A 19075-nucleotide genomic window follows, 5' to 3' on the forward strand; every position below is an offset into this window, starting at 1 on the left:
AGAACCGGAAGCGCCCACAAACCTCGTTTCGGGGCCGCCTTCCGCCGATGGGCCGACCCAGGACCGGACCGGTCCGCTTGCGGCCCCATCCTTGCTATGATCGTATTGCCCGGCCAGGGCGGCCGGGTGGTGAACGTTTTTGAAAGGGATCGCGTTCAAGCATTCGTTAGGCAGGGTAGCAGCGGGGGCCATCAGCCCGCCGTTTTCCGAGCTAACGATTGAGCGCGTAACGCCCTCGAAGGATCGCTTATGAGCAAAGGCGCCACCAGCGGAGAGTCCAAGAACACTCTCTACTGCTCGTTCTGCGGCAAGTCCCAGCACGAGGTCAGGAAGCTTATCGCCGGACCGACCGTGTTCATCTGCGATGAGTGCGTCGAACTCTGCATGGACATCATCCGCGAGGAACACAAAACCTCGCTGGTTAAGTCCAAGGAGGGCGTGCCGTCTCCGAAGGAGATCAAGGGCGTTCTCGACGATTACGTCGTCGGCCAAGAACACGCCAAGCGCGTACTCGCCGTCGCTGTGCACAATCATTACAAGCGCCTGAACCACGCCGCGAAAAACGGTGATGTCGAGCTGGCGAAGTCGAACATCCTGCTGATCGGCCCAACCGGCTGCGGCAAGACGCTGCTCGCGCAAACGCTGGCGCGCATCATCGACGTGCCGTTCACGATGGCGGATGCGACGACGCTGACCGAAGCCGGTTACGTCGGCGAAGACGTAGAGAACATCATCCTGAAGCTGCTGCAGTCCGCCGACTACAACGTCGAACGCGCTCAGCGCGGCATCGTCTATATCGACGAAGTCGATAAGATTTCGCGGAAGTCCGACAATCCGAGCATTACACGCGACGTGTCGGGCGAAGGCGTGCAGCAAGCGCTGCTGAAAATCATGGAAGGCACAGTCGCCAGTGTTCCGCCGCAAGGCGGCCGTAAGCATCCGCAGCAGGAGTTCCTGCAAGTCGACACCACGAACATCCTGTTCATCTGCGGCGGCGCATTCGCCGGTCTCGACAAAATCATCAGCCAACGCGGCAGAGGCACGTCGATTGGCTTTGGCGCGACTGTGCATGCCGAAGAAGATCGCCGCACCGGCGAGATTCTCCGTCAGATCGAGCCGGATGACTTGCTGAAGTTCGGCCTGATTCCCGAATTCGTCGGCCGTCTGCCTGTGCTCGCGACGCTCGAAGATCTCGACGAACCGGCGTTGGTGACGATTCTCACCGAGCCGAAGAATGCTCTGGTGAAGCAGTATCAGCGCATGTTTGAGATGGAGAACGTGAAGCTCTCGTTCCCGGAGGAAGCGCTCCGCGCCATCTCGCGCAAGGCCATCGCCCGCAAGACCGGCGCGCGCGGCTTGCGTTCCATCCTCGAAAGCATCCTGCTCGACACCATGTTCGAGCTGCCGACGATGAGTGGCGTGGAAGAAGTGGTCGTTTCGGCTGACGTCGTGGAAGGCCGTGCGAAGCCGCTTCAGATTTATGCCGAACGCCGTGACGGCGCGGGCGCGACCGGCTGAATCCAAACTGAACGTTAGGACGAATCGTCCGGTTCTACGCGTGGAAGCGCGCGTGGAACTTCGCGTTCGGCGTGCTTCCACAAAGCCGTGTCTGACCGGCACTTGAAGCAGGGGGCAAACGCTTCCACATTTTCATTCGTTAAGGCTGGATGCGCTCGTCCGAACGGACCGAGTTTCCTCCAGCGAAGGAGCACCGAATGGCCGAGAGCCGCATTCTTCCCGTTCTGCCGCTGCGCGACATCGTCGTTTATCCGAAGATGGCGGCGCCGCTGTTCGTCGGCCGCGAGAAATCCGTCCGCGCGCTCGACGAAGTCATGAAGAAGGACAAGCAGATCGTCCTCGCCGCGCAGATCGATGCGTCGGAAGACGAGCCCTCTGCCGACCGCATCTACACCATCGGCACCGTGGCCACGGTTGTGCAGCTTCTGAAGCTGCCTGACGGCACCGTTCGCGTGCTGGTCGAAGGCGGCTACCGCGCGCGCCTCAAGAATTTCACTGACAACGCCGAGTTCTTCGAAGCTGAAGTCGAAGAGATCGCTGAGGAGAACGAGGACACTCCGGAAGCGCGGGCGATCGCGCGCGCCGTGACCGACCAGTGGGACAATTACGTCAAACTCTCACGTAAGACGCCGCCGGAAGTGCATCAGGCCATCGGCCAGATCACCGAGCCGTCGCGCCTGGCGGACTCCGTCGCCGCGCATCTCACCGTGAAGATCCCGGACAAGCAGGCGTTGCTCGAGTTGATCGACGTGCCGCAGCGTCTCGAGAAGATCATGTCGCTGATCGAAGGCGAGATCGGCATGCTGCAAGTCGAGCGAAAAATCCGTAACCGCGTGAAGCGTCAGATGGAGAAGACGCAGCGCGAATATTATTTGAACGAGCAGATGAAGGCGATCCAGCGCGAGCTGGGTGACGGCGACGAAGGCCGTGAAGATATCGCCGAACTCGAAAACCGCATCAAAAACACCAAGCTGTCGAAGGAAGGCAAGACCAAGGCTGACGCGGAGATGAAGAAGCTCCGCCAGATGTCGCCGATGTCAGCGGAATCGACAGTGGTGCGCAATTATCTCGATTGGCTGCTCTCGCTCCCTTGGGGCAACAAGAAGAAGGTCAAAAAGGATATCGACGCCGCGCAAGCGGTGCTCGACGAGGATCACTACGGCCTCGACAAGGTCAAAGACCGCATCCTCGAATATCTCGCCGTGCAGGCGCGCACCAACAAGCTGCGCGGGCCCATCCTGTGCCTCGTTGGCCCTCCGGGCGTCGGCAAGACCTCGCTCGGCAAATCGATTGCGCGTGCGACAGGGCGCGACTTCGTACGCATGTCACTTGGCGGTGTGCGTGACGAGGCCGAAATCCGTGGTCACCGCCGCACCTACATCGGTTCGATGCCGGGCCGCGTGATCCAGTCGATGAAGAAGGCCAAGAGCGGCAATCCGCTCTTCCTGTTGGACGAAATCGACAAGCTCGGCGCCGACTATCGCGGCGATCCGTCGGCGGCGCTGCTGGAAGTGTTGGATCCGGAGCAAAACTCCACGTTCAACGACCACTACCTCGAAGTCGATTACGATCTCTCGGACGTGCTGTTCATCACCACGGCGAACAGTCTCAACATGCCTCAGCCCTTGCTGGACCGCATGGAGATCATCCGCATCCCTGGCTACACCGAGGATGAAAAGGTCGAGATCGCCAAGCGCCACCTGTTGCCGAAGCAGTACGAGAACAATGGCCTGAAAAAGAGCGAGTTCAGCGTTTCAGAAGACGCGCTGCGCGATCTCGTGCGCCGCTATACACGTGAAGCGGGCGTGCGTTCGCTCGAACGCGAAATCGGCAACCTCGCGCGCAAGGCCGTCCGTCAGCTTGAGCAGAAGAAGCTCGAAAAGGTCGAGATCACGGCCGCGAACCTGCCGGAATACGCCGGGGTCTGGAAATATCGCTTTGGCGAGACGGACGCGGAAGATCAGGTCGGTGTCGTTACCGGTCTCGCGTGGACGGAAGTCGGCGGCGAACTGCTGACGATCGAAGCGGTGTCGATGCCTGGCAAAGGCACGATGACTGTCACCGGCAACCTAAAGGACGTAATGCGTGAATCTATCTCGGCGGCATCGTCCTACGTGCGCTCGCGCGCGGTCCACTTCGGCGTGAAACCGCCGACCTTCCGTTCACGCGACATCCACGTGCACGTACCAGAAGGCGCTACGCCGAAGGACGGTCCGTCCGCCGGTGTAGCAATGGCGACAGCGATCGTGTCGATCCTCACCGGCAACCCCGTCCGCAAGGATATCGCCATGACAGGCGAGATCACGTTGCGCGGGCGGGTGCTGCCGATTGGCGGCCTCAAGGAAAAGCTGCTGGCGGCGCTGCGTGGCGGCGTAAAGACGGTGCTGATCCCGAAGGACAACGAAAAGGATCTGGCCGAAATCCCCGAGAACGTGAAATCGGGGCTGGAGATCATCCCTGTGGCCACCGTCGACGAGGTTCTGAGCCGAGCCCTCACGCTCCCACTCAAGCCTGTTGAGTGGAGCGAGGAGGACGAGCTCGCCGAGACCCGCCGCAACGAAGGCGGCGGCGAGGGCCGCGAAGGAGCCCGTCCGCACTAGGTTCCAAGGTTGTTTCCGCACTGCAACAAGGCCCGGTGGCGCTTGCGCCCCGGGCCAAATTGCTCATAGCGTCCGCCGTGATGAGGCTCAAAACGAGCGATTCCACACCGTCGAGGGGGTTTGAATGAACAAAGCAGAATTGGTCGCCGACGTTGCGGATCGCATGGGCGATTCCAAACAGAAGAGCGAAGAGGCCGTGAACGCCGTGTTTGAAGCCATCGTCGCCGCCCTCAAGAAGGGCGACGAAGTGCGACTGCCGGCCTTCGGCGTGTTCGACGTGAAGGACACCGCCGCCCGCACCGCACGCAACCCGCAGACGGGCGCCGAGGTCAAAGTGCCGGCCGGCAAGAAGGCCCGCTTCAAGCCGGGCAAGGCGCTCAAAGAAACGCTGAACTGAGAGGCCCAGGGTCAGTTCGCAAAGGGCGGCCCTGGCGGCCGCCCTTTTCATTTATGCGGGCCTTGTGTACCGACGCCCGCGAAGAGGCAGACGAATGCTGGCGAAAATCTACCGCCCCGCGAAGAACGCCATGCAGTCCGGCAAGGCGGGCGCAAAGAAGTGGCGGCTCGAATTCGTGCTGTCGGATGCGCCACGCCCAGACGTACTGATGGGCTGGATCAGCGGCGCCGACACCAACGAACAGGTGCGCATCGAGTTCGACGACAAGGACGCAGCCATCGCCTTCGCGCGCACGCACGCCATTCCGCATCAGGTCATCGACACGCCGGAGCCGGCGCGTCAGATCAAATCCTACAGCGACAATTTCGCCTTCCGCAGACGCGAACCCTGGTCGCACTGACAGGCCGACGTGCTAGAGCGGCGACACGCGCCCATAGCTCAACTGGATAGAGCATCCGCCTTCTAAGCGGACGGTTGCAGGTTCAAGTCCTGCTGGGCGCGCCAGCTCAGGCGCCTATCACCACCTGTCCCTTCCGAAAACTCATTTTGAGCGAATTCTGAAATAGCGGCGGTGCAATCCGCCGAGTACGCGGCGCGAGACAATGCGGCCGTGCGCTTCGACGGCCCGCGTTTCGGGCGCATCCTTGGCGAGGGCCAAGTGCGTGCGGTCGTCGTTGTAATAGGCGGCGTAGGCGCCGAGCACCCGGCGCAGGTGCGCGGCGTTGAAAATGATTTGATGATCGAGGCATTCGCGCCGGATCGAGCCGATCAGCCGCTCGACGTGGCCGTTCTGCCAGGGCGAACCGGGTCGGGTCGGTCGATCGTCAAGACCAAGCGCCCGCACCTGGTCGCGAAACGCCGCGCCGTAGGCGCCGTCGTTGTCGCGGACGAGAACGCGGACGCCGCTGCCGGCGCCGAGGACCTGCGCGACCTGGGACGCCAGCCAGAGTGCTGTTGGATGAGTGGTCACCTCGATGCGCAGAATGCGGCGCCGGTCGTGCGACAGGACGACGAAGGCATAGAGGCATTCGAACGCGAACGTCCGCACCGTGAGCATGTCAATGGCGGCGATAGCGCTGGCGTGATTGCGCAAGAACGTGATCCAGCTCTGCGCCGGGCGTCCCTTGCGCGGGATCATGTATTTGGACACGGTCGATTGGGAGAGGCGGAAGCCCAGCTTCAGCAGCTCGCCATGAAGGCGCGGCGCGCCCCAGAGCGGGTTTTCCAAGCTCATGCGGCGGATGAGGGCGATGAGCGCGGGATCGATCCGAGGCCGTCCGCCTTTGTGACGGGACCGCCATCGCCACCAGAGTCGGAAGGCTTCGCGATGGGCGTGCAGGATCGACGCACGCAAACCGCTGACCCAGAGGCTGCGCACCAACAAGCCGCAAGCGAAGCCGAAAGCAATTCCCCATGCCACCTTATCTTAGTCGGACGAACACAGCAGAAGTTTAGGGCACACAGTGTAAAAAAGCGGGGATACACACCCGCTCTATCCATGCTCGCGTCGCGCCAACGCGCTGAAAACAAACACTCCGCGCCAAATCAATCCGACCGACTTCACACCGCGCTCATACTCGCGCGCATGCGTTTCAACGCCCCGCCCATCTCCGAGCATCGACTCAACCGGTATCACCGGTGGATGCTGCTATGGCTCACATGGTTCGCGGCGTTCCTCAAAAATGCGCGCGCCTTCGCGCCGTTCTCGGCAGAGGCCACAGCCATCGCGCATCAATGGCTCGACCGCATCGAGCGGCTGCTGACCAACATCGTCCTCCTCCGCGCCGCGCCCCACGTGCGCGTCATGAACGCGCCAAGGCACTCGTCGCGCCGCAGGATTGAAACGCACATGCGCCGCGCCATCTTCGGCTCAGCCATGCGCCGCACGTTGCGCTCGAATGATCTGAACCAGCGCATCGCAGCACTCTCGCAAGACGTCGGCGTCCTGGTTCAGTGCTTGCTGAAGCGCCTGCCGCGCGGCCTCACACGCCGGCGGCCGCATCGCGTGTGCCCTGAAGCTCGCGGCGTAGCGCGCGCCATCGCCGACGCCGAAGCCGCGCTCGCTCCCAACACGTCCTGATCGCGGCCGCGGGGCGCGCCGGCTCAGGCGCCCGTCACCACAGGCACATCGTCCCGCGATCCCCACTCGGCCCATGAGCCGTCATAGACGGCCGCGTCCCAACGTCCGAGTCGCGCCAACGCGAGCGCGATGATCGGCGCGGTGACGCCGGAGCCGCACGTGGTGATGGCCGGCTGCGCCGGATCGGCGCCGGATTCGCCAAGAATGCGCTGCAGCTCTTCGCGAGAACGCAATGAACCATTTTCATTGACCAGTGCCGAAGAGGGAACGCTATGAGCGCCCGGCATATGGCCGCTCTTCAAGCCAGGGCGCGGCTCCGGCGCCTCGCCGCGAAAACGCGGATTGGGCCGTGCGTCCAGAATCTGCGCGCCCGCCTCAACGGCACGGCGCATGTCGGAAAGATCGCGCACCAAATCCGCACGTACACGCGGCGTGAAATGCCGCTCCGTCTTGGGTGCCGGCGGATCGGTTTCGATCGGATACCCGCCGCGTTCCCAGGCCGGCAAACCGCCGTCGAGAACAACGACATCGTCATGGCCCATGACACGAAACGTCCACCATACACGCGCCGCCGAAAAAAGCCCCTGGCTGTCATAGACCACGACACGCGCGCCATCGCCGACGCCAAGCTTCTTCATGCGCGACGCGAACTTCTCCGGCGCCGGCAGCATGTGCGGCAGGTTGGTCCCCTTGTCGGCGATCTCGTCGATGTCGAAAAAGATCGCGCCCGGAATGCGCCGCGCCGCATAGAGCGCCTTGGCGTCGCGCGCATCCCGCGGCAAGAACCAGGTCGCGTCGATGATGCGGATATCCGGCGCGTCGAGCCGCTCCGCGAGCCACGCACAAGAGACGATCGGATCAGTGTGTTCCATGGCCCGGAGGCTAAGCCCGGCGCGGCGGACCTTCAACTCCCGCCGGCGTTCAACTCACACGTCGGCAAGCTCAAGCTGCCGGTTTGGCGAGCGCAAGTTGGATCACATCGGTGCGCCCGGTGCGGAACCCGGCTTCGCAATAGCCCAGATAGAAAAGCCAAAGCTTCTTGAAGCGCTCATCAAAGCCCATAGCGCTGATCTCGCGCCACTTGGCGCTGAAGCGCTCCGCCCAGGCGTGCAGGGTTTCGGCGTAAGACTGACCGAACGCTTCTACCTTGCGCCAGGCCAGACCGGCATTCGCGGTTTCCTGCTTCAACCGCGCGATGCTCACAAGCATGCCGCCAGGAAACACGTAGCGCTGAATGAAATCCGCGCGTTTCCGGTAGCTCTCAAACAACCGATCCTCGATCGTGATGATCTGCAGCCCCGCGCGTCCGCCTGGCTTCAGCACTTCGGAGATCTTGGCAAAGTACGCAGGCCAATATCGCTCGCCGACGGCCTCGAACATCTCGATCGAAGCGACCTTGTCGAACTGGCCTTCGACATCGCGATAATCCTGACGCCGAATGTCCACCAGGTGTGAAAGCCCAGCCCGCTCAATCCGCGCCTGGGCGTAAGCCAGTTGTTCGTCGCTGATCGTGATGCCGGTGACGCGCGCTCCATACTCGCGCGCCGCAAATTCAGCGAAGCCACCCCAGCCGCAGCCGATCTCCAACACATGGTCGCCAGCCTTGAGTTCAAGCTGTTGCGCCAATGCGCGATACTTCTCGACTTGTGCGCCCTCCAGGTCATTGGCCTTGGCGTCGAACTTGGCGGACGAATACGTCATCGTGCGATCGAGCCACGCTTCGTAGAAGCGATTGCCCAGATCGTAGTGCGCCAGAATATTGCGGCGCGAACCCGCGCGGGTGTTGGCGTTTGTGACGTGACGCAGCCAATTCACCGCTTTGCCGATGACGTTGCCATCCATCAACCGGGTGAAGCGCTCAATGTTGTCTGCCAGCAGCGTCAGCAGCGCAGGCAGATCGCTTGTCTCCCATTCGCGCGCCATGAAGCCTTCGGCGAAACCGATGTCGCCATTGATCAGGACGCGCCGCCCAAAGCGCCAATCGCGCACAGTCATATCAGCGCGTGCTTGGCCTTCACCGAAATCGACGATGCGCCCATCCGGCAGGGTGATAGCCAGCACGCCGCCCTTGATCTGCATCAAGCCGAACAGGACGGCCTTCGCGCTGGCAGGCGCTTTGAGGCCGCTGACAAGCGCCGTCGTGGCGCGTTGTCCAGGGAAGGGCGGGGTCTCAAGCTCCATCGGCTTCATGTAGGCACTGCTCCAGGTGCTCCAAGCGCGTCTACGGTAACGCGCGAGGTCACACTGGGTTGCATACGCAGCGGGGACGAAGCTGGATCAGTCCTCGCGCCCCTGGCGATTGCGCAGATGGATTTCCACCATCAACGCGTCCTTCATCCAGCGTCCGTGCGCCGCGATATTGGCCACCGCGAAGCCGTACCAGCCGGCGCGCCAAAGACCACGTCGGACATACTGGTTGAGGAAATAGAACGGCTTGCCGAACACGACGCGCAGTTGCAGCAGCCAAAGCGGTTTCAGCTTTGTGTTTCGCGCGCGGCCGGCGGAGTTGCGCGTGAACTTGTCTTCCAGGTGCGCCAGATCGCGGAAGGAATAGTGCAACAGCGGAGCGCGCAATTTGCCAACCGACACCCCGCTCGGCACGTCGAACTGATCGTAGTTCGCATGGTCCGGCGCACGCACGACGCGTCGATCGTAAAGCTTCCTCCGATCTACCAAATTGAAATCACGCCAAACCGCGCCAACCGGCGGCGCCGTAGCCATCATCATCTGATACACCGACCGCTCGGGCGCGCCGTTGGCGAACAGCACCCCGATCTCGCTTGCAAGCTCCGGCGCTACGATCTCATCGGCATCCAAGTCCAGCAGCCAATCGTGCGTACAAGCGTCTTCGCCCAACCGTTTCTGCTTGCCGCCGCCCAACCACGGCGACCGCACCACGCGCGCGCCGAGCTCTTCAGCGATCTCGATCGTCTTGTCCGTCGACCCAGAATCCACCACCACGACTTCGGACACGACTTGCTGCGCGGCGCGGATCACGTCGCCGATCATGCGCTCTTCGTTCTTGGCGCGGATGAAAGCGGAGATCGGCGCGGTCATGGCGCTGGCAAACCCGAGTGCGGAGCCAAAAGCAAGCCCGTTAGCCCGAACGCGCCAGTTCGGCCGCGTCAGCGTAGCCGAAGAGCTTCAGCACCAGGCGGATCGCCTCGCCGCGCGATGTCGCCAAATCCGGATCGCGCTCGATGGCCAGCCGCGCTTCTTTGTCCGCGGCGCCTAGCATGTCCGCATGCGCCTCGGGCGAGACCAGCCGGAACGGCGGCAGACCAGATTGCTGCGTGCCCAGCATGTCGCCGGCACCGCGCAGCCGGAAATCGATCTCCGCGATGGCAAAGCCGTCATCGTTCCGCCGAACCGCGTCCAGCCGCTCCTTCGCGTTCACGCCCAATGGGGGCTTCCAGAGCAGCACGCACGAGCCCTGCTTGTCGCCCCGACCGACGCGACCACGCAACTGGTGCAGCTGCGCCAGGCCAAAGCGCTCGGCGTGCTCAATCACCATGATCGTCGCTTCCGGCACGTTGACGCCCACTTCGATCACCGTCGTCGCCACCATCAGAAACGACTCGCCCGAACGAAACCGCTCCATCGCCGCTTCACGCTGCGTCGGCGAGATGCGCCCGTGCACGATCTCCACGCCCTTGCCGAAATACGCCTTCAGCTCTTCGTATCGATCATCGACCGCCGCGAGATCGACCGCTTCGCTCTCTTCGATCAGCGGGCACACCCAATACGCTCGCTCACCGCGTTTTGCGGCGTCCGCGATCGCTTCAATCACCTCGCTCATCCGCGACGTCGGCATCGTCGCCGTCTTGATGATCTGGCGCCCCGGCGGCTTCTCATCCAGCACTGACAAGTCCATGTCGCCATGGATCGAGAGCGCCAACGTGCGCGGGATCGGCGTTGCGCTCATCACCAGCACGTGCGGCGAATATCCCTTCGCCACCATGCGCGCGCGGTCGGACACGCCAAACCGGTGCTGCTCATCGATGACAATAAGACCCAAATCCTTGAACGCGACATCGTCCTGGAAGAGCGCGTGCGTGCCGATCACAACCGAAAGGTCGCCCGACGCCATGCGCTCAAGGATCACCTTGCGCTCCTTGGCCTTGTCGCGCCCCGTCAGCACTGCCATTGCAATACCGGCGGCTTCCAGCAACGGCGCCAATGTTTGTCCATGCTGTCGCGCCAACAAATCCGTCGGCGCCATCATCGCGCTCTGAAAACCAGCCTCGGCGGCCCGTGCCATCGCCAGCGCCGCGACCAATGTCTTGCCGGAACCCACGTCGCCCTGCAGCAAACGCAACATCGGCGCTGGCTCGGCCATGTCGGCGTAAATCTCCTTAATCGAGCGCAGTTGCGCGCCGGTTTGTGCGAACGGGAGACTATCGATGATCTTCTGTGCGAACCGTCCGTCGCCAACCACCGCGCGCCCTGGTTCCTTACGTCGATGCTGACGCCGCAAGCGCAACGCGCACTGGCGCGCGAACAATTCGTCGTAGGCTAACCGCGTGCGAAACGGGCCCTCGGGCAGCACGTCCTCCGGTGAAGCGGGCCGATGCAGGTGTTCGAGCGCCGTACGGAAGTCCGGCCAATCATGCGCCTTCACCGTTGTCGCCTCGAGCCACTCCGGTGCTTCAGGCACGCCATCCAAGCCCGCGAGAATAGTGCGTGACAACGTGCGTCCGAACAGCCCCTGTGTCAGCGGATACACAGGCTCGACCGCCGGCGGCGCTTCGCCTTTCTCCGGATCGACGACGTGATCGGGGTGCAGCATCTGGCGCATGCCGTCATACATGCCGATCTTACCGCTCACGAGCCGCGTCTGGCCTACCGGCCACATCCGCTTCAGCATCTCTTCGTTGCCGCGGAAGTAAGCGACAGTGAGAAACCCAGTCTCGTCGCGCAGCCTGATCCGATGCGGCAAGTTTTTGTAGGCGGCCATGTGGCCATCGATCTCGGCCTCTATGGTGGCGATGTCGCCGTCGTTCGTCTCCGCGATAGGCACGCGCAACCGCCGATCAATCGCCGAGTTCGGCGGCAGGAACACGACGTCCCGCACGAGCCGCCCGCCCGCGACTTTTTCGATCAGATCCATCGTCTCCTTACGCGCGCCCTTAGGCGCCCGCGCCTCGGTGAGCAGCGCGGCTTCGATGGCCGTGGGGGAAGGGGACGTTCCGTCGCTCATTCTGTGCTCTGGGCGGCGCTGACAGCGTCTCCCATATGGGTTATAGCGCGGCCCCGCTTAAGCCGCCTGCCTCCCCAGGGATCATGGACGACCGCCGCAAGAAGCTACAATTCCGCGCGTGGCGTCGGGGATTTCGGGAGATTGACTTGATTCTAGGCGGCTTTGCCGACCGGAAACTTGACCTTCTCGACGAAACCGCTGTGGACGCCTTCGAACGGTTGCTCGATGCCTCTGACCAGGACGTCTACGAGTGGATCACTGAGCAGGCGCCCGCGCCCGCTGAACACAACACGCCAACCCTCGCGCTGATTCGCGCGTTCCGCTTCGAGATGTCCAAACCCGCCTGATGAAAGACCCAGCTCTCTCCCCGCGTCTGATCGAGACGCTGGCGAAGTCGAAGGACGCGCTGGTTGTCACCGGCGCGCCGGAAGGTGTGGACGCGGCGGGGTTGGCCGAAGCCGCGAGCCTGCGCGGCGGCGTGACTTTGTTCGTGGCGCGCGATGAAACGCGGGCGTCGCAGTTTGAAGCCGCCGCACGCTTCTTCGCACCAGAGCTGGCGACGTTACGTCTGCCGGCTTGGGACACGCTGCCCTACGATCGCATCTCGCCAGCGGCCGCTGGCGCTGCACAACGATGCGCGGCGCTCACTCAACTTGCACGCCGCACTGACCGCGAGTCAGCGCTGCTCGTCATCGCGACGGCGTCCGCCGTTGCCCAGCGCGTGCCGCCACGCGCACGCATGGGTGACGCGGCGCTGCTTGCTGCCGCCGGCGAAGAAGCCTCCATGGAGGTGTTCGAGGGCTATTTCGGCGTCAACGGCTACAATCGCGCCTCGACCGTCCGCGCGCCCGGCGAGTTCGCGGTGCGCGGTGGCCTGATCGACGTGTTTCCTCCTGGCGCGGCCGAGCCACTCCGGTTCGATTTCTTCGGCGACACGCTGGAGACGATCCGCAGCTTCGATCCAGAAACGCAAATCTCGAAGGCCAAGCACAAGAACGCACTGCTGACGCCAGTCAGCGAGGTGTTGCTTGATGAACTGACGGTTCTCCAGTTCCGCCGCCGCTTCAACCAAGCGTACGGCGCCGTCAGCGATGCGATCTACGACAGCGTCAGCGCCCGCATCCGCCGCCAGGGCGTCGAACAATTCTTGCCGTTCTTCTACGAGCGCCTCGAAACCGTGTTCGATTATGCCGGCGCCGATGCGCTAATCGCGTTTGACGCCTTGGCGGAGGAAGCGATCAAGGAACGCGTCGAAACCGCCCGCGATCACTACGATTCCCGCAAAACCGCGCCGGTCGCGCGCGGTGGATCAGTGTTCCGCGCGCCCGAACCAGATTTACTCTACCTCAATGACGATGCACTTCGCGCCGCGATCGGCGCACGCGCGCAGCGGCGCTTCACGCACTTCGACACCGACGCCAAGAAACAACTCGACCTCGGCGCCCGCCCAGGACGCGACTTCGCCACCGAACGCCAAACCGCCGACGCCAACGTCTTCGAAGCTGCCGCAAAGCATGTCGAAGCGCTGAGCAAAGCCAAGAAGCGCGTCGTCATCGCGGCATGGTCTGACGGTTCAGCCGAACGCCTTGCCGGCGTCTTGGCCGATCACGGCGTCGAAGGCATTGGCCGCGTAGAGACTTGGCGGCACGCAGCGGCGCTGCCGAAAGCCGCCCACGCACTAGCGGTGCTGCCGATCGAGCATGGCTTCGAAACCGACGCGCTCGCCTTCATCGCCGAACAGGACATCCTCGGCGATCGCCTCGCGCGTCCGCGCAAGCGCCGCAAGGCCAGCGCGTTCATCGCCGAAGCCGCCGCGATGAGCCAAGGCGATCTCATAGTCCACCAAGATCACGGCGTCGGCCGCTACGAAGGCTTGAAGACGCTCGACGTTGCCGGCGCGCCGCACGATTGCTTGGATCTGACCTACTCCGGCGGCGACAAATTGTATTTGCCGGTGGAGAACATCGAACTCGTGTCGCGCTACGGTGCCGAAGACGCCGAAGCGCAACTCGACAAGCTCGGCGGTGTCGCCTGGCAAAGCCGGAAGGCGCGCGCCAAGCAGCGTCTTCGCGATATGGCGGAAGAACTGCTCCGCATCGCCGCGCAACGCGTCACCCGCACCGCCGAACCCGTCGCGCCGCCGGAAGGCTTGTGGGACGAGTTCTGCGCGCGCTTTCCGTACGAAGAAACCGACGATCAGCTCACGGCAATCGACGATGTGGTCGGCGATCTCGCCGCCGGGCGCCCGATGGATCGCCTGATCTGCGGCGATGTCGGCTTCGGCAAAACTGAAGTTGCACTCCGCGCCGCTTTCCTAGTGGCCATGACAGGCAAGCAAGTGGCCGTAGTTGCGCCGACAACGCTGCTCTGTCGCCAACACTATCGCACCTTCACCGAACGCTTCCGCGGCCTGCCGATACGCGTCCGTCAGCTCTCGCGCCTCGTTACCGCCAAGGAGCAAGCCGAGACGAAGGTGGGCCTCACCGCGGGCACGGTGGAGATTGTCATCGGAACGCACGCGCTGCTGTCGAAGACCGTCAAGTTCTCCGATCTCGGGCTCATGATCATCGACGAAGAACAGCATTTCGGCGTGAAGCACAAAGAGCGCCTGAAGGATATGCGCGCCGAAGTTCACGCGCTCACGCTCTCCGCCACGCCGATCCCGCGCACGCTGCAGCTCGCGTTGGCCGGCATCCGCGAGATGAGCCTCATCACCACGCCGCCGATCGACCGCATGGCGGTGCGCACCTATGTGACGCCGTTCGACAATATGACCGTGCGCGAAGCGTTGTTGCGCGAGAAGTATCGCGGCGGGCAGAGCTTCTTCGTCTCGCCGCGCATTTCCGATCTGGATGAAGCCGCAAACTTCCTGCGCCGCAACGTGCCGGAAGTGACGTTCGCTATTGCGCACGGCCAAATGGCCGCCGGCAGCCTCGATGAGATCATGACGAGCTTTTACGACGGCGCTTACGATGTGCTGCTCTCCACCAGCATTGTCGAATCCGGTCTCGACATTCCACGCGCCAATACGCTCGTCGTGTTCCGCGCCGACATGTTCGGCCTGGCGCAGCTCTATCAGCTGCGCGGCCGGGTAGGGCGCTCGAAAGTGCGCGCGTATGCGTATCTCACCACTGCCGCCGAACAGGCGCTCACCGTAAGCGCCGAAAAGCGGCTTAAGATTCTATCGTCGCTTGATAGCCTCGGCGCAGGTTTCACGCTGGCAAGCCACGATCTCGACATGCGCGGCGGCGGCAATCTGTTGGGTGAGGAGCAATCCGGCCACATCCGCGAAGTCGGCGTCGAGCTTTATCAGTCCATGCTCGAAGAAGCGGTCGCCGCCTTGCGCGACGGGCACGAGGATGAAGCCAACGAAAAGTCCTGGTCGCCGCAGATCAATGTCGGCGCGTCGGTGCTCATTCCTGAAGCCTACGTCGCCGATCTCAACGTGCGACTTTCGCTCTATCGCCGCTTGGCCGATCTGGATTCCGATCAAGAGCGCGAAGCGTTCGCCGCCGAGCTGATCGATCGCTTTGGCCCGCTGCCTGCGGAAGCGGATCAGCTCATCGCGGTTGCTGCGTTGAAAGCGCTCTGCCGTCGCTGCCTAATCTCGAAACTCGACGCTGGTCCAAAGGGGGCTGTGCTCACGTTCCGAGATGGCGGTTTCCCGGATCCGATGGCGCTGGTGCGTCACGTTCAGGAACGCCCGGACGATTACAAGATGCGACCGGACGGCAAGCTCGTGGTGCAGGGCGGTTGGCCGGAAGCGACGCAAAGGCTGAAGGCGTTGCGCGCGGTGCTGGAAGCGTTGTCGCGGATCGCGATGAAGAAAGCGGCTTAAGCCGGGATCGCTTCGACTTCGAGTGCCCGCATCGCGCGCGCTAGCATCGCGGCGCCACTTTCGCCCGGCTGCATCTCAACAGCGCTCTGTTCGAACACCAGCGGGCCGGCGCCGCCTTCGCCCGACGCGAACGCTGTGCACTCCGAAACGGATGCAATCCGCTCAGCCGTCCGGCGCGCGCCCTTCAGCACGCTGGCCGGCATCGCGACCGCGATGAAGTCACGGCCGATCGCCGTGCCGCAATCGGCGTCGCGCATCAGACGGCCAGCAAGGCTCGCAATCTCGTTGAAGCCGCGCTTCCACACCGCGTCGCTCGGTTCGCGCGACCCCGGCGCCGGCAACACTCGCAGCACGGCCAGCGAAAGCGGCCGGCCGCTGACGTGATGGTCGCTGGCGAGCCGAGTCAAATGGGCATCGAACGCGGCACGCTTGAACAAGCCGGTGCGTGAATCGCCCATTCGATCGCGCAGCGCGCGGATATCGTGCTCAGCGGCCCGGCGGCGGCGTTCGCGGCGAACCGCTTCGAATAACCACCCTAAGCTCGGCCCACATGGCGCATTGGCTTCCGCGACCGCCGATGCGCCGCGCGCGATTGCCGCAGTCGCCGTCGCAATATCGCCGGGCGCCGTCACTAGCATCGTCGGCAAGTGGTAGAGCGACGCATTCCGGCGCAGCGCGGCGCAGAGCGAAATCGCGGTGCTTGCGTCCTGCGCACCGTTGAGCACCACTGCGTCGAACGGTTCATCGTGCAGGTGGTCGAAGCCGGCGTATGAGGAGAAGGCCGCAGCGACCAAGCCGCCCTGATCGGCCAGCACACGCTCCAGCGCCAAGAACATCGTGCTCGGCGCGCCAATATAGAGCGCCTTCAGCTTGCGCCGCTCCTGCGGCTCCACAGGAGCTACGCCATACTCCGCAGCCGTCAACACGCGCCGCGCGCGTTCTTCTTCCGCGATCGCAACGCGGGTGCATGCTTCGACTTGCGCGGACAACAGCTTCGACGGCGCATCGAGAGCGATTGCGCTCGTGAACACGCTCGCTGGCCCCAGCCCCAACGCCGGCGGCGATCCGCTCTTCAGCCCGATCAAGCGCGCCAACGGCGCAGGCTCCGCCGCCAGCGACGTAACGGCAAGGCGCGCGACGTCATCGACGTCGCCGCTCATCGCCGCGAAAATGGAAATGTCTTCGCCATCGGGCGCCGCACGGTAAGCGCCGGGCAGAGCAGCGGCCTCAACGCCCGCGGTTGCGAGTAGCGCTTGCGCATCGCGCGCAAGGCGGGCGTCATGGGCTCGCACGACAATGCGCAAAGGTTAACGCTCCGCACCCGCCCGCCACAGGGAGGTCTGTTGCAACTATGGCCCGTTCGCGCGACGAAGCAAACGCACAAGGTAAACGAGGAACACGATGGCGTCGGGACCGCTTGATGGCGTGAAGGTGGTGGAGTTCGCCGGCATTGGCCCGGGGCCGTTTTGCTGCATGCTTCTATCGGACATGGGCGCCGACGTCGTGCGCATCGACCGCAAGGGTGGGCGCCCTTCCTTCAAGAACGACATTCCCGCGCGCGGCCGCCGCCACGTCGCGCTCGACCTCAAGGATGCGAACGACGTTAACGTCGCACTGGCGATGATTGAGAAGGCGGACGTGCTGATCGAGGGCTTCCGCCCGCAAGTGATGGAACGCTTAGGCCTTGGCCCCGACGTCGCGCTAGCGCGCAATCCGCGTCTCATCTACGGGCGCATGACGGGTTGGGGCCAGACTGGGCCGCTTGCGGAAGTCGCCGGCCACGACCTCAACTACATCGCCCTCTCCGGCGCCCTCCACGCGATGGGTCGCAGGCACGACGCGCCAGCGCCGCCGCTTAACCTCGTCGGCGATTACGGCGGCGGTTCACTCTATCTTGCGATGGGTGTGTGCGCGGCGCTCTTCGAAGCAAGCAAGTCGGGGAAGGGGCAGGTGATCGATGCGGCGATCACCGATGGCGCCGCGTCGCTGATGAGTGTCATTTACGGTTTGCGCGCGTCCGGCATCTGGAGCGATGAGCGCGACGCCAATCTTTTGGATGGCGGCGCACACTTCTACGACGTGTACAAGACCAGCGACGGCAAGTTCGTCTCCATCGCGTCGCTCGAACCGCAATTCTACGCCCTGCTCCTGGAGAAAACGGGCCTGAAGGACGATCCCGCGTTCGCCGCTCACATGGTGAAGCCCGAATGGTCAGCGCTTTCAGAGAAAGTCGGGGCGCTCATCGCCACCAAGACCCGCGACGAATGGACGGCGCTCATGGAGGGCACCGATGTCTGCTTCGCGCCCGTCCTATCCATGGCTGAAGCGCCGACTCACGCTCACAACGTCGCTCGCGGCACGTTCGTCGAGGTCGACGGCCTCACCCAGCCTGCGCCAGCCCCGCGCTTCTCGCGCACCCCCTCCGCCGTTCAGGGACCGCCAGGCGGGATGGGCGCGGATGCTGTTAAAATCCTGTCTGACTGGGGAATTTCGGCCCGTCCCAGCTGATTTATTCGTTCAGCGGGGGTTCAACCGGGGTTTGGTTATATCCTCCCCGGTTCCGGACGATTTTCGTCCCTCGCTCGTACCGGGGCCAGGTTCTCGATCCACCTCAGGATCGAAGCGAAAGCGCCGGTGGCCGGCTCAGCCACCGGCGCAATCGTTTCTGCACACCACTCTGCCGTCTCGGCATGTTGCGCCGCAGCGCCGCGCTCCGTAAACGGACGTCATGGCCAACAAAGTTTACAAGGACGCCAAGTCCGCGCTCGAAGGCATGACCTTCGACGGTATGACGGTGATGAGCGGCGGCTTCGGTCTCTGCGGCATCCCCGAGAACCTCATCATCGCGCTGCGCGATAGCTGCGTTAAGGACATCACGGTCATTTCCAATAACGCCGGTGTCGATGGCTGGGGCCTCGGGCTGCTGTTGGAGACTAAGCAGATCAAAAAAATGGTCAGCTCGTACGTCGGCGAGAACAAAGAGTTCGCGCGCCAGTATCTCGCGGGCGAACTCGAGCTTGAATTCAACCCGCAGGGCACGCTCGCTGAGCGCTGCCGGGCAGGGGGCGCGGGCATCGCCGGCTTCTATACGAAAACGGGCGTCGGCACGCTCGTCGCCGAAGGCAAAGAGACCAAGACGTTTAACGGCGAGGAATGCGTGCTCGAAACCGGCCTGGTCGCCGACCTCTCTATCGTCAAAGCCTGGAAGGGTGACAAGGAAGGCAACCTGATCTTCCGCAAAACCGCGCGTAACTTTAATCCGATGATGGCGACGGCCGGCAAGAAGTGCGTCGCCGAGGTCGAGATCCTGGTCGAAACCGGCGACCTCGATCCCGACGCGATCCACACGCCAGGCATTTACGTCGATCGCATCGTGCAAGGCGCGTTCGAGAAGCGTATCGAGCAGCGAACCATCACCAAGCGGGAGAATGTGTGAGGTTTC

General features: G+C 63.4%; 15 protein-coding genes and 1 tRNA gene. 10 read left to right on the forward strand and 6 right to left on the reverse strand.

Translation table 11 applies throughout. The annotated features are described in order from the left end of the window. Positions 1-249 precede the first annotated feature (249 nt). The 5 genes from clpX (at position 250) to DSM104635_RS09675 (ending at position 5019) form a co-directional block, all read left to right on the forward strand. Positions 250-1518 (forward strand): ATP-dependent Clp protease ATP-binding subunit ClpX, encoded by a 1269-nt coding sequence (gene clpX, locus DSM104635_RS09655; RefSeq protein ID WP_158765999.1) that lies wholly within the window; start codon positions 250-252, stop codon positions 1516-1518. Positions 1519-1715: 197 nt separating this feature from the next. Further along, a complete protein-coding gene (gene lon, locus DSM104635_RS09660; RefSeq protein ID WP_158766000.1) occupies positions 1716-4118 on the forward strand; it encodes an endopeptidase La in 2403 nt (800 codons plus the stop codon). 124 nt (positions 4119-4242) lie between these two features. Next, positions 4243-4515 carry an HU family DNA-binding protein gene (locus DSM104635_RS09665; RefSeq protein ID WP_158766001.1) on the forward strand — a complete coding sequence of 91 codons (273 nt, stop codon included), beginning with the start codon at positions 4243-4245 and terminating at the stop codon, positions 4513-4515. A 94-nt stretch (positions 4516-4609) separates the two neighbouring features. Continuing rightward, entirely contained in the window at positions 4610-4915 is a 306-nt protein-coding gene (locus DSM104635_RS09670) for an ETC complex I subunit (RefSeq protein ID WP_158766002.1), read from the forward strand. A 27-nt stretch (positions 4916-4942) separates the two neighbouring features. After that, positions 4943-5019: transfer RNA gene (locus DSM104635_RS09675), tRNA-Arg, on the forward strand. A 37-nt stretch (positions 5020-5056) separates the two neighbouring features. Here the strand turns inward: DSM104635_RS09675 and DSM104635_RS19900 are convergent. Then, positions 5057-5935 carry an integrase core domain-containing protein gene (locus tag DSM104635_RS19900; protein WP_228446005.1) on the reverse strand — a complete coding sequence of 293 codons (879 nt, stop codon included), beginning with the start codon at positions 5933-5935 and terminating at the stop codon, positions 5057-5059. A gap of 165 nt (positions 5936-6100) precedes the next feature. Between DSM104635_RS19900 and DSM104635_RS09685 the strand changes: the two genes are divergently transcribed. Further along, entirely contained in the window at positions 6101-6595 is a 495-nt protein-coding gene (locus DSM104635_RS09685; RefSeq protein ID WP_158766003.1) for a hypothetical protein, read from the forward strand. A 23-nt stretch (positions 6596-6618) separates the two neighbouring features. Here DSM104635_RS09685 and sseA read toward each other — a convergent pair whose 3' ends face one another. The 4 genes from sseA to recG all read right to left on the reverse strand — a co-directional run bounded on the left by sseA (position 6619) and on the right by recG (position 11795). Further along, positions 6619-7467, reverse strand: a complete 849-nt coding sequence (sseA, locus tag DSM104635_RS09690; RefSeq protein WP_158766004.1) for a 3-mercaptopyruvate sulfurtransferase — start codon at positions 7465-7467, stop codon at positions 6619-6621. A gap of 70 nt (positions 7468-7537) precedes the next feature. Beyond that, positions 7538-8785 carry an SAM-dependent methyltransferase gene (locus tag DSM104635_RS09695; protein ID WP_158766005.1) on the reverse strand — a complete coding sequence of 416 codons (1248 nt, stop codon included), beginning with the start codon at positions 8783-8785 and terminating at the stop codon, positions 7538-7540. A gap of 87 nt (positions 8786-8872) precedes the next feature. Continuing rightward, entirely contained in the window at positions 8873-9652 is a 780-nt protein-coding gene (locus DSM104635_RS09700) for a glycosyltransferase family 2 protein (protein WP_158766006.1), read from the reverse strand. A gap of 40 nt (positions 9653-9692) precedes the next feature. Next, on the reverse strand, positions 9693-11795 hold the full coding sequence (recG, locus tag DSM104635_RS09705) for an ATP-dependent DNA helicase RecG (RefSeq protein WP_158766007.1): 2103 nt from the start codon (positions 11793-11795) through the stop codon (positions 9693-9695). An 83-nt stretch (positions 11796-11878) separates the two neighbouring features. Here recG and DSM104635_RS09710 point away from each other — a divergent pair, with 83 nt between their 5' ends. Both DSM104635_RS09710 and mfd read left to right on the forward strand, forming a co-directional pair. Beyond that, positions 11879-12142, forward strand: coding sequence for an FAD assembly factor SdhE (locus DSM104635_RS09710; protein ID WP_158766008.1), 264 nt, complete (start codon positions 11879-11881; stop codon positions 12140-12142). Further along, the gene (mfd, locus tag DSM104635_RS09715; RefSeq protein ID WP_158766009.1) at positions 12142-15633 is read left to right on the forward strand and encodes a transcription-repair coupling factor; all 3492 of its coding nucleotides are present in this window, start codon (positions 12142-12144) and stop codon (positions 15631-15633) included. Before DSM104635_RS09710 ends, mfd begins: the two co-directional genes overlap by 1 nt. On the opposite strand, the gene DSM104635_RS09720 is transcribed toward mfd, so the two are convergent. Then, positions 15630-16925, reverse strand: a complete 1296-nt coding sequence (locus DSM104635_RS09720; protein ID WP_228446007.1) for a PleD family two-component system response regulator — start codon at positions 16923-16925, stop codon at positions 15630-15632. The genes mfd and DSM104635_RS09720 overlap by 4 nt on opposite strands. 109 nt (positions 16926-17034) lie before the next feature. On the opposite strand from DSM104635_RS09720, the gene DSM104635_RS09725 reads away from it, so the two are divergent. After that, entirely contained in the window at positions 17035-18141 is a 1107-nt protein-coding gene (locus DSM104635_RS09725) for a CaiB/BaiF CoA transferase family protein (RefSeq protein ID WP_158766011.1), read from the forward strand. A gap of 220 nt (positions 18142-18361) precedes the next feature. After that, the gene (locus tag DSM104635_RS09730; protein WP_158766012.1) at positions 18362-19069 is read left to right on the forward strand and encodes a CoA transferase subunit A; all 708 of its coding nucleotides are present in this window, start codon (positions 18362-18364) and stop codon (positions 19067-19069) included. Positions 19070-19075 lie beyond the last annotated feature (6 nt).

This window comes from Terricaulis silvestris (assembly GCF_009792355.1).
Taxonomy (GTDB): Bacteria; Pseudomonadota; Alphaproteobacteria; order Caulobacterales; family Aquidulcibacteraceae; genus Vitreimonas; species Vitreimonas silvestris.

Excerpts from the sequence above, each read along its gene's own strand:
- clpX (WP_158765999.1), top strand. The coding sequence starts at position 250 with ATGAGCAAAGGCGCCACCAGCGGAGAGTCCAAGAACACTCTCTACTGC.
- lon (WP_158766000.1), top strand. The coding sequence starts at position 1,716 with ATGGCCGAGAGCCGCATTCTTCCCGTTCTGCCGCTGCGCGACATCGTC.
- DSM104635_RS09665 (WP_158766001.1), top strand. The coding sequence starts at position 4,243 with ATGAACAAAGCAGAATTGGTCGCCGACGTTGCGGATCGCATGGGCGAT.
- DSM104635_RS09670 (WP_158766002.1), top strand. The coding sequence starts at position 4,610 with ATGCTGGCGAAAATCTACCGCCCCGCGAAGAACGCCATGCAGTCCGGC.
- DSM104635_RS09685 (WP_158766003.1), top strand. The coding sequence starts at position 6,101 with ATGCGTTTCAACGCCCCGCCCATCTCCGAGCATCGACTCAACCGGTAT.
- sseA (WP_158766004.1), bottom strand. The coding sequence starts at position 7,467 with ATGGAACACACTGATCCGATCGTCTCTTGTGCGTGGCTCGCGGAGCGG.
- DSM104635_RS09695 (WP_158766005.1), bottom strand. The coding sequence starts at position 8,785 with ATGAAGCCGATGGAGCTTGAGACCCCGCCCTTCCCTGGACAACGCGCC.
- DSM104635_RS09700 (WP_158766006.1), bottom strand. The coding sequence starts at position 9,652 with ATGACCGCGCCGATCTCCGCTTTCATCCGCGCCAAGAACGAAGAGCGC.
- recG (WP_158766007.1), bottom strand. The coding sequence starts at position 11,795 with ATGAGCGACGGAACGTCCCCTTCCCCCACGGCCATCGAAGCCGCGCTG.
- DSM104635_RS09710 (WP_158766008.1), top strand. The coding sequence starts at position 11,879 with ATGGACGACCGCCGCAAGAAGCTACAATTCCGCGCGTGGCGTCGGGGA.
- mfd (WP_158766009.1), top strand. The coding sequence starts at position 12,142 with ATGAAAGACCCAGCTCTCTCCCCGCGTCTGATCGAGACGCTGGCGAAG.
- DSM104635_RS09725 (WP_158766011.1), top strand. The coding sequence starts at position 17,035 with ATGGCGTCGGGACCGCTTGATGGCGTGAAGGTGGTGGAGTTCGCCGGC.
- DSM104635_RS09730 (WP_158766012.1), top strand. The coding sequence starts at position 18,362 with ATGGCCAACAAAGTTTACAAGGACGCCAAGTCCGCGCTCGAAGGCATG.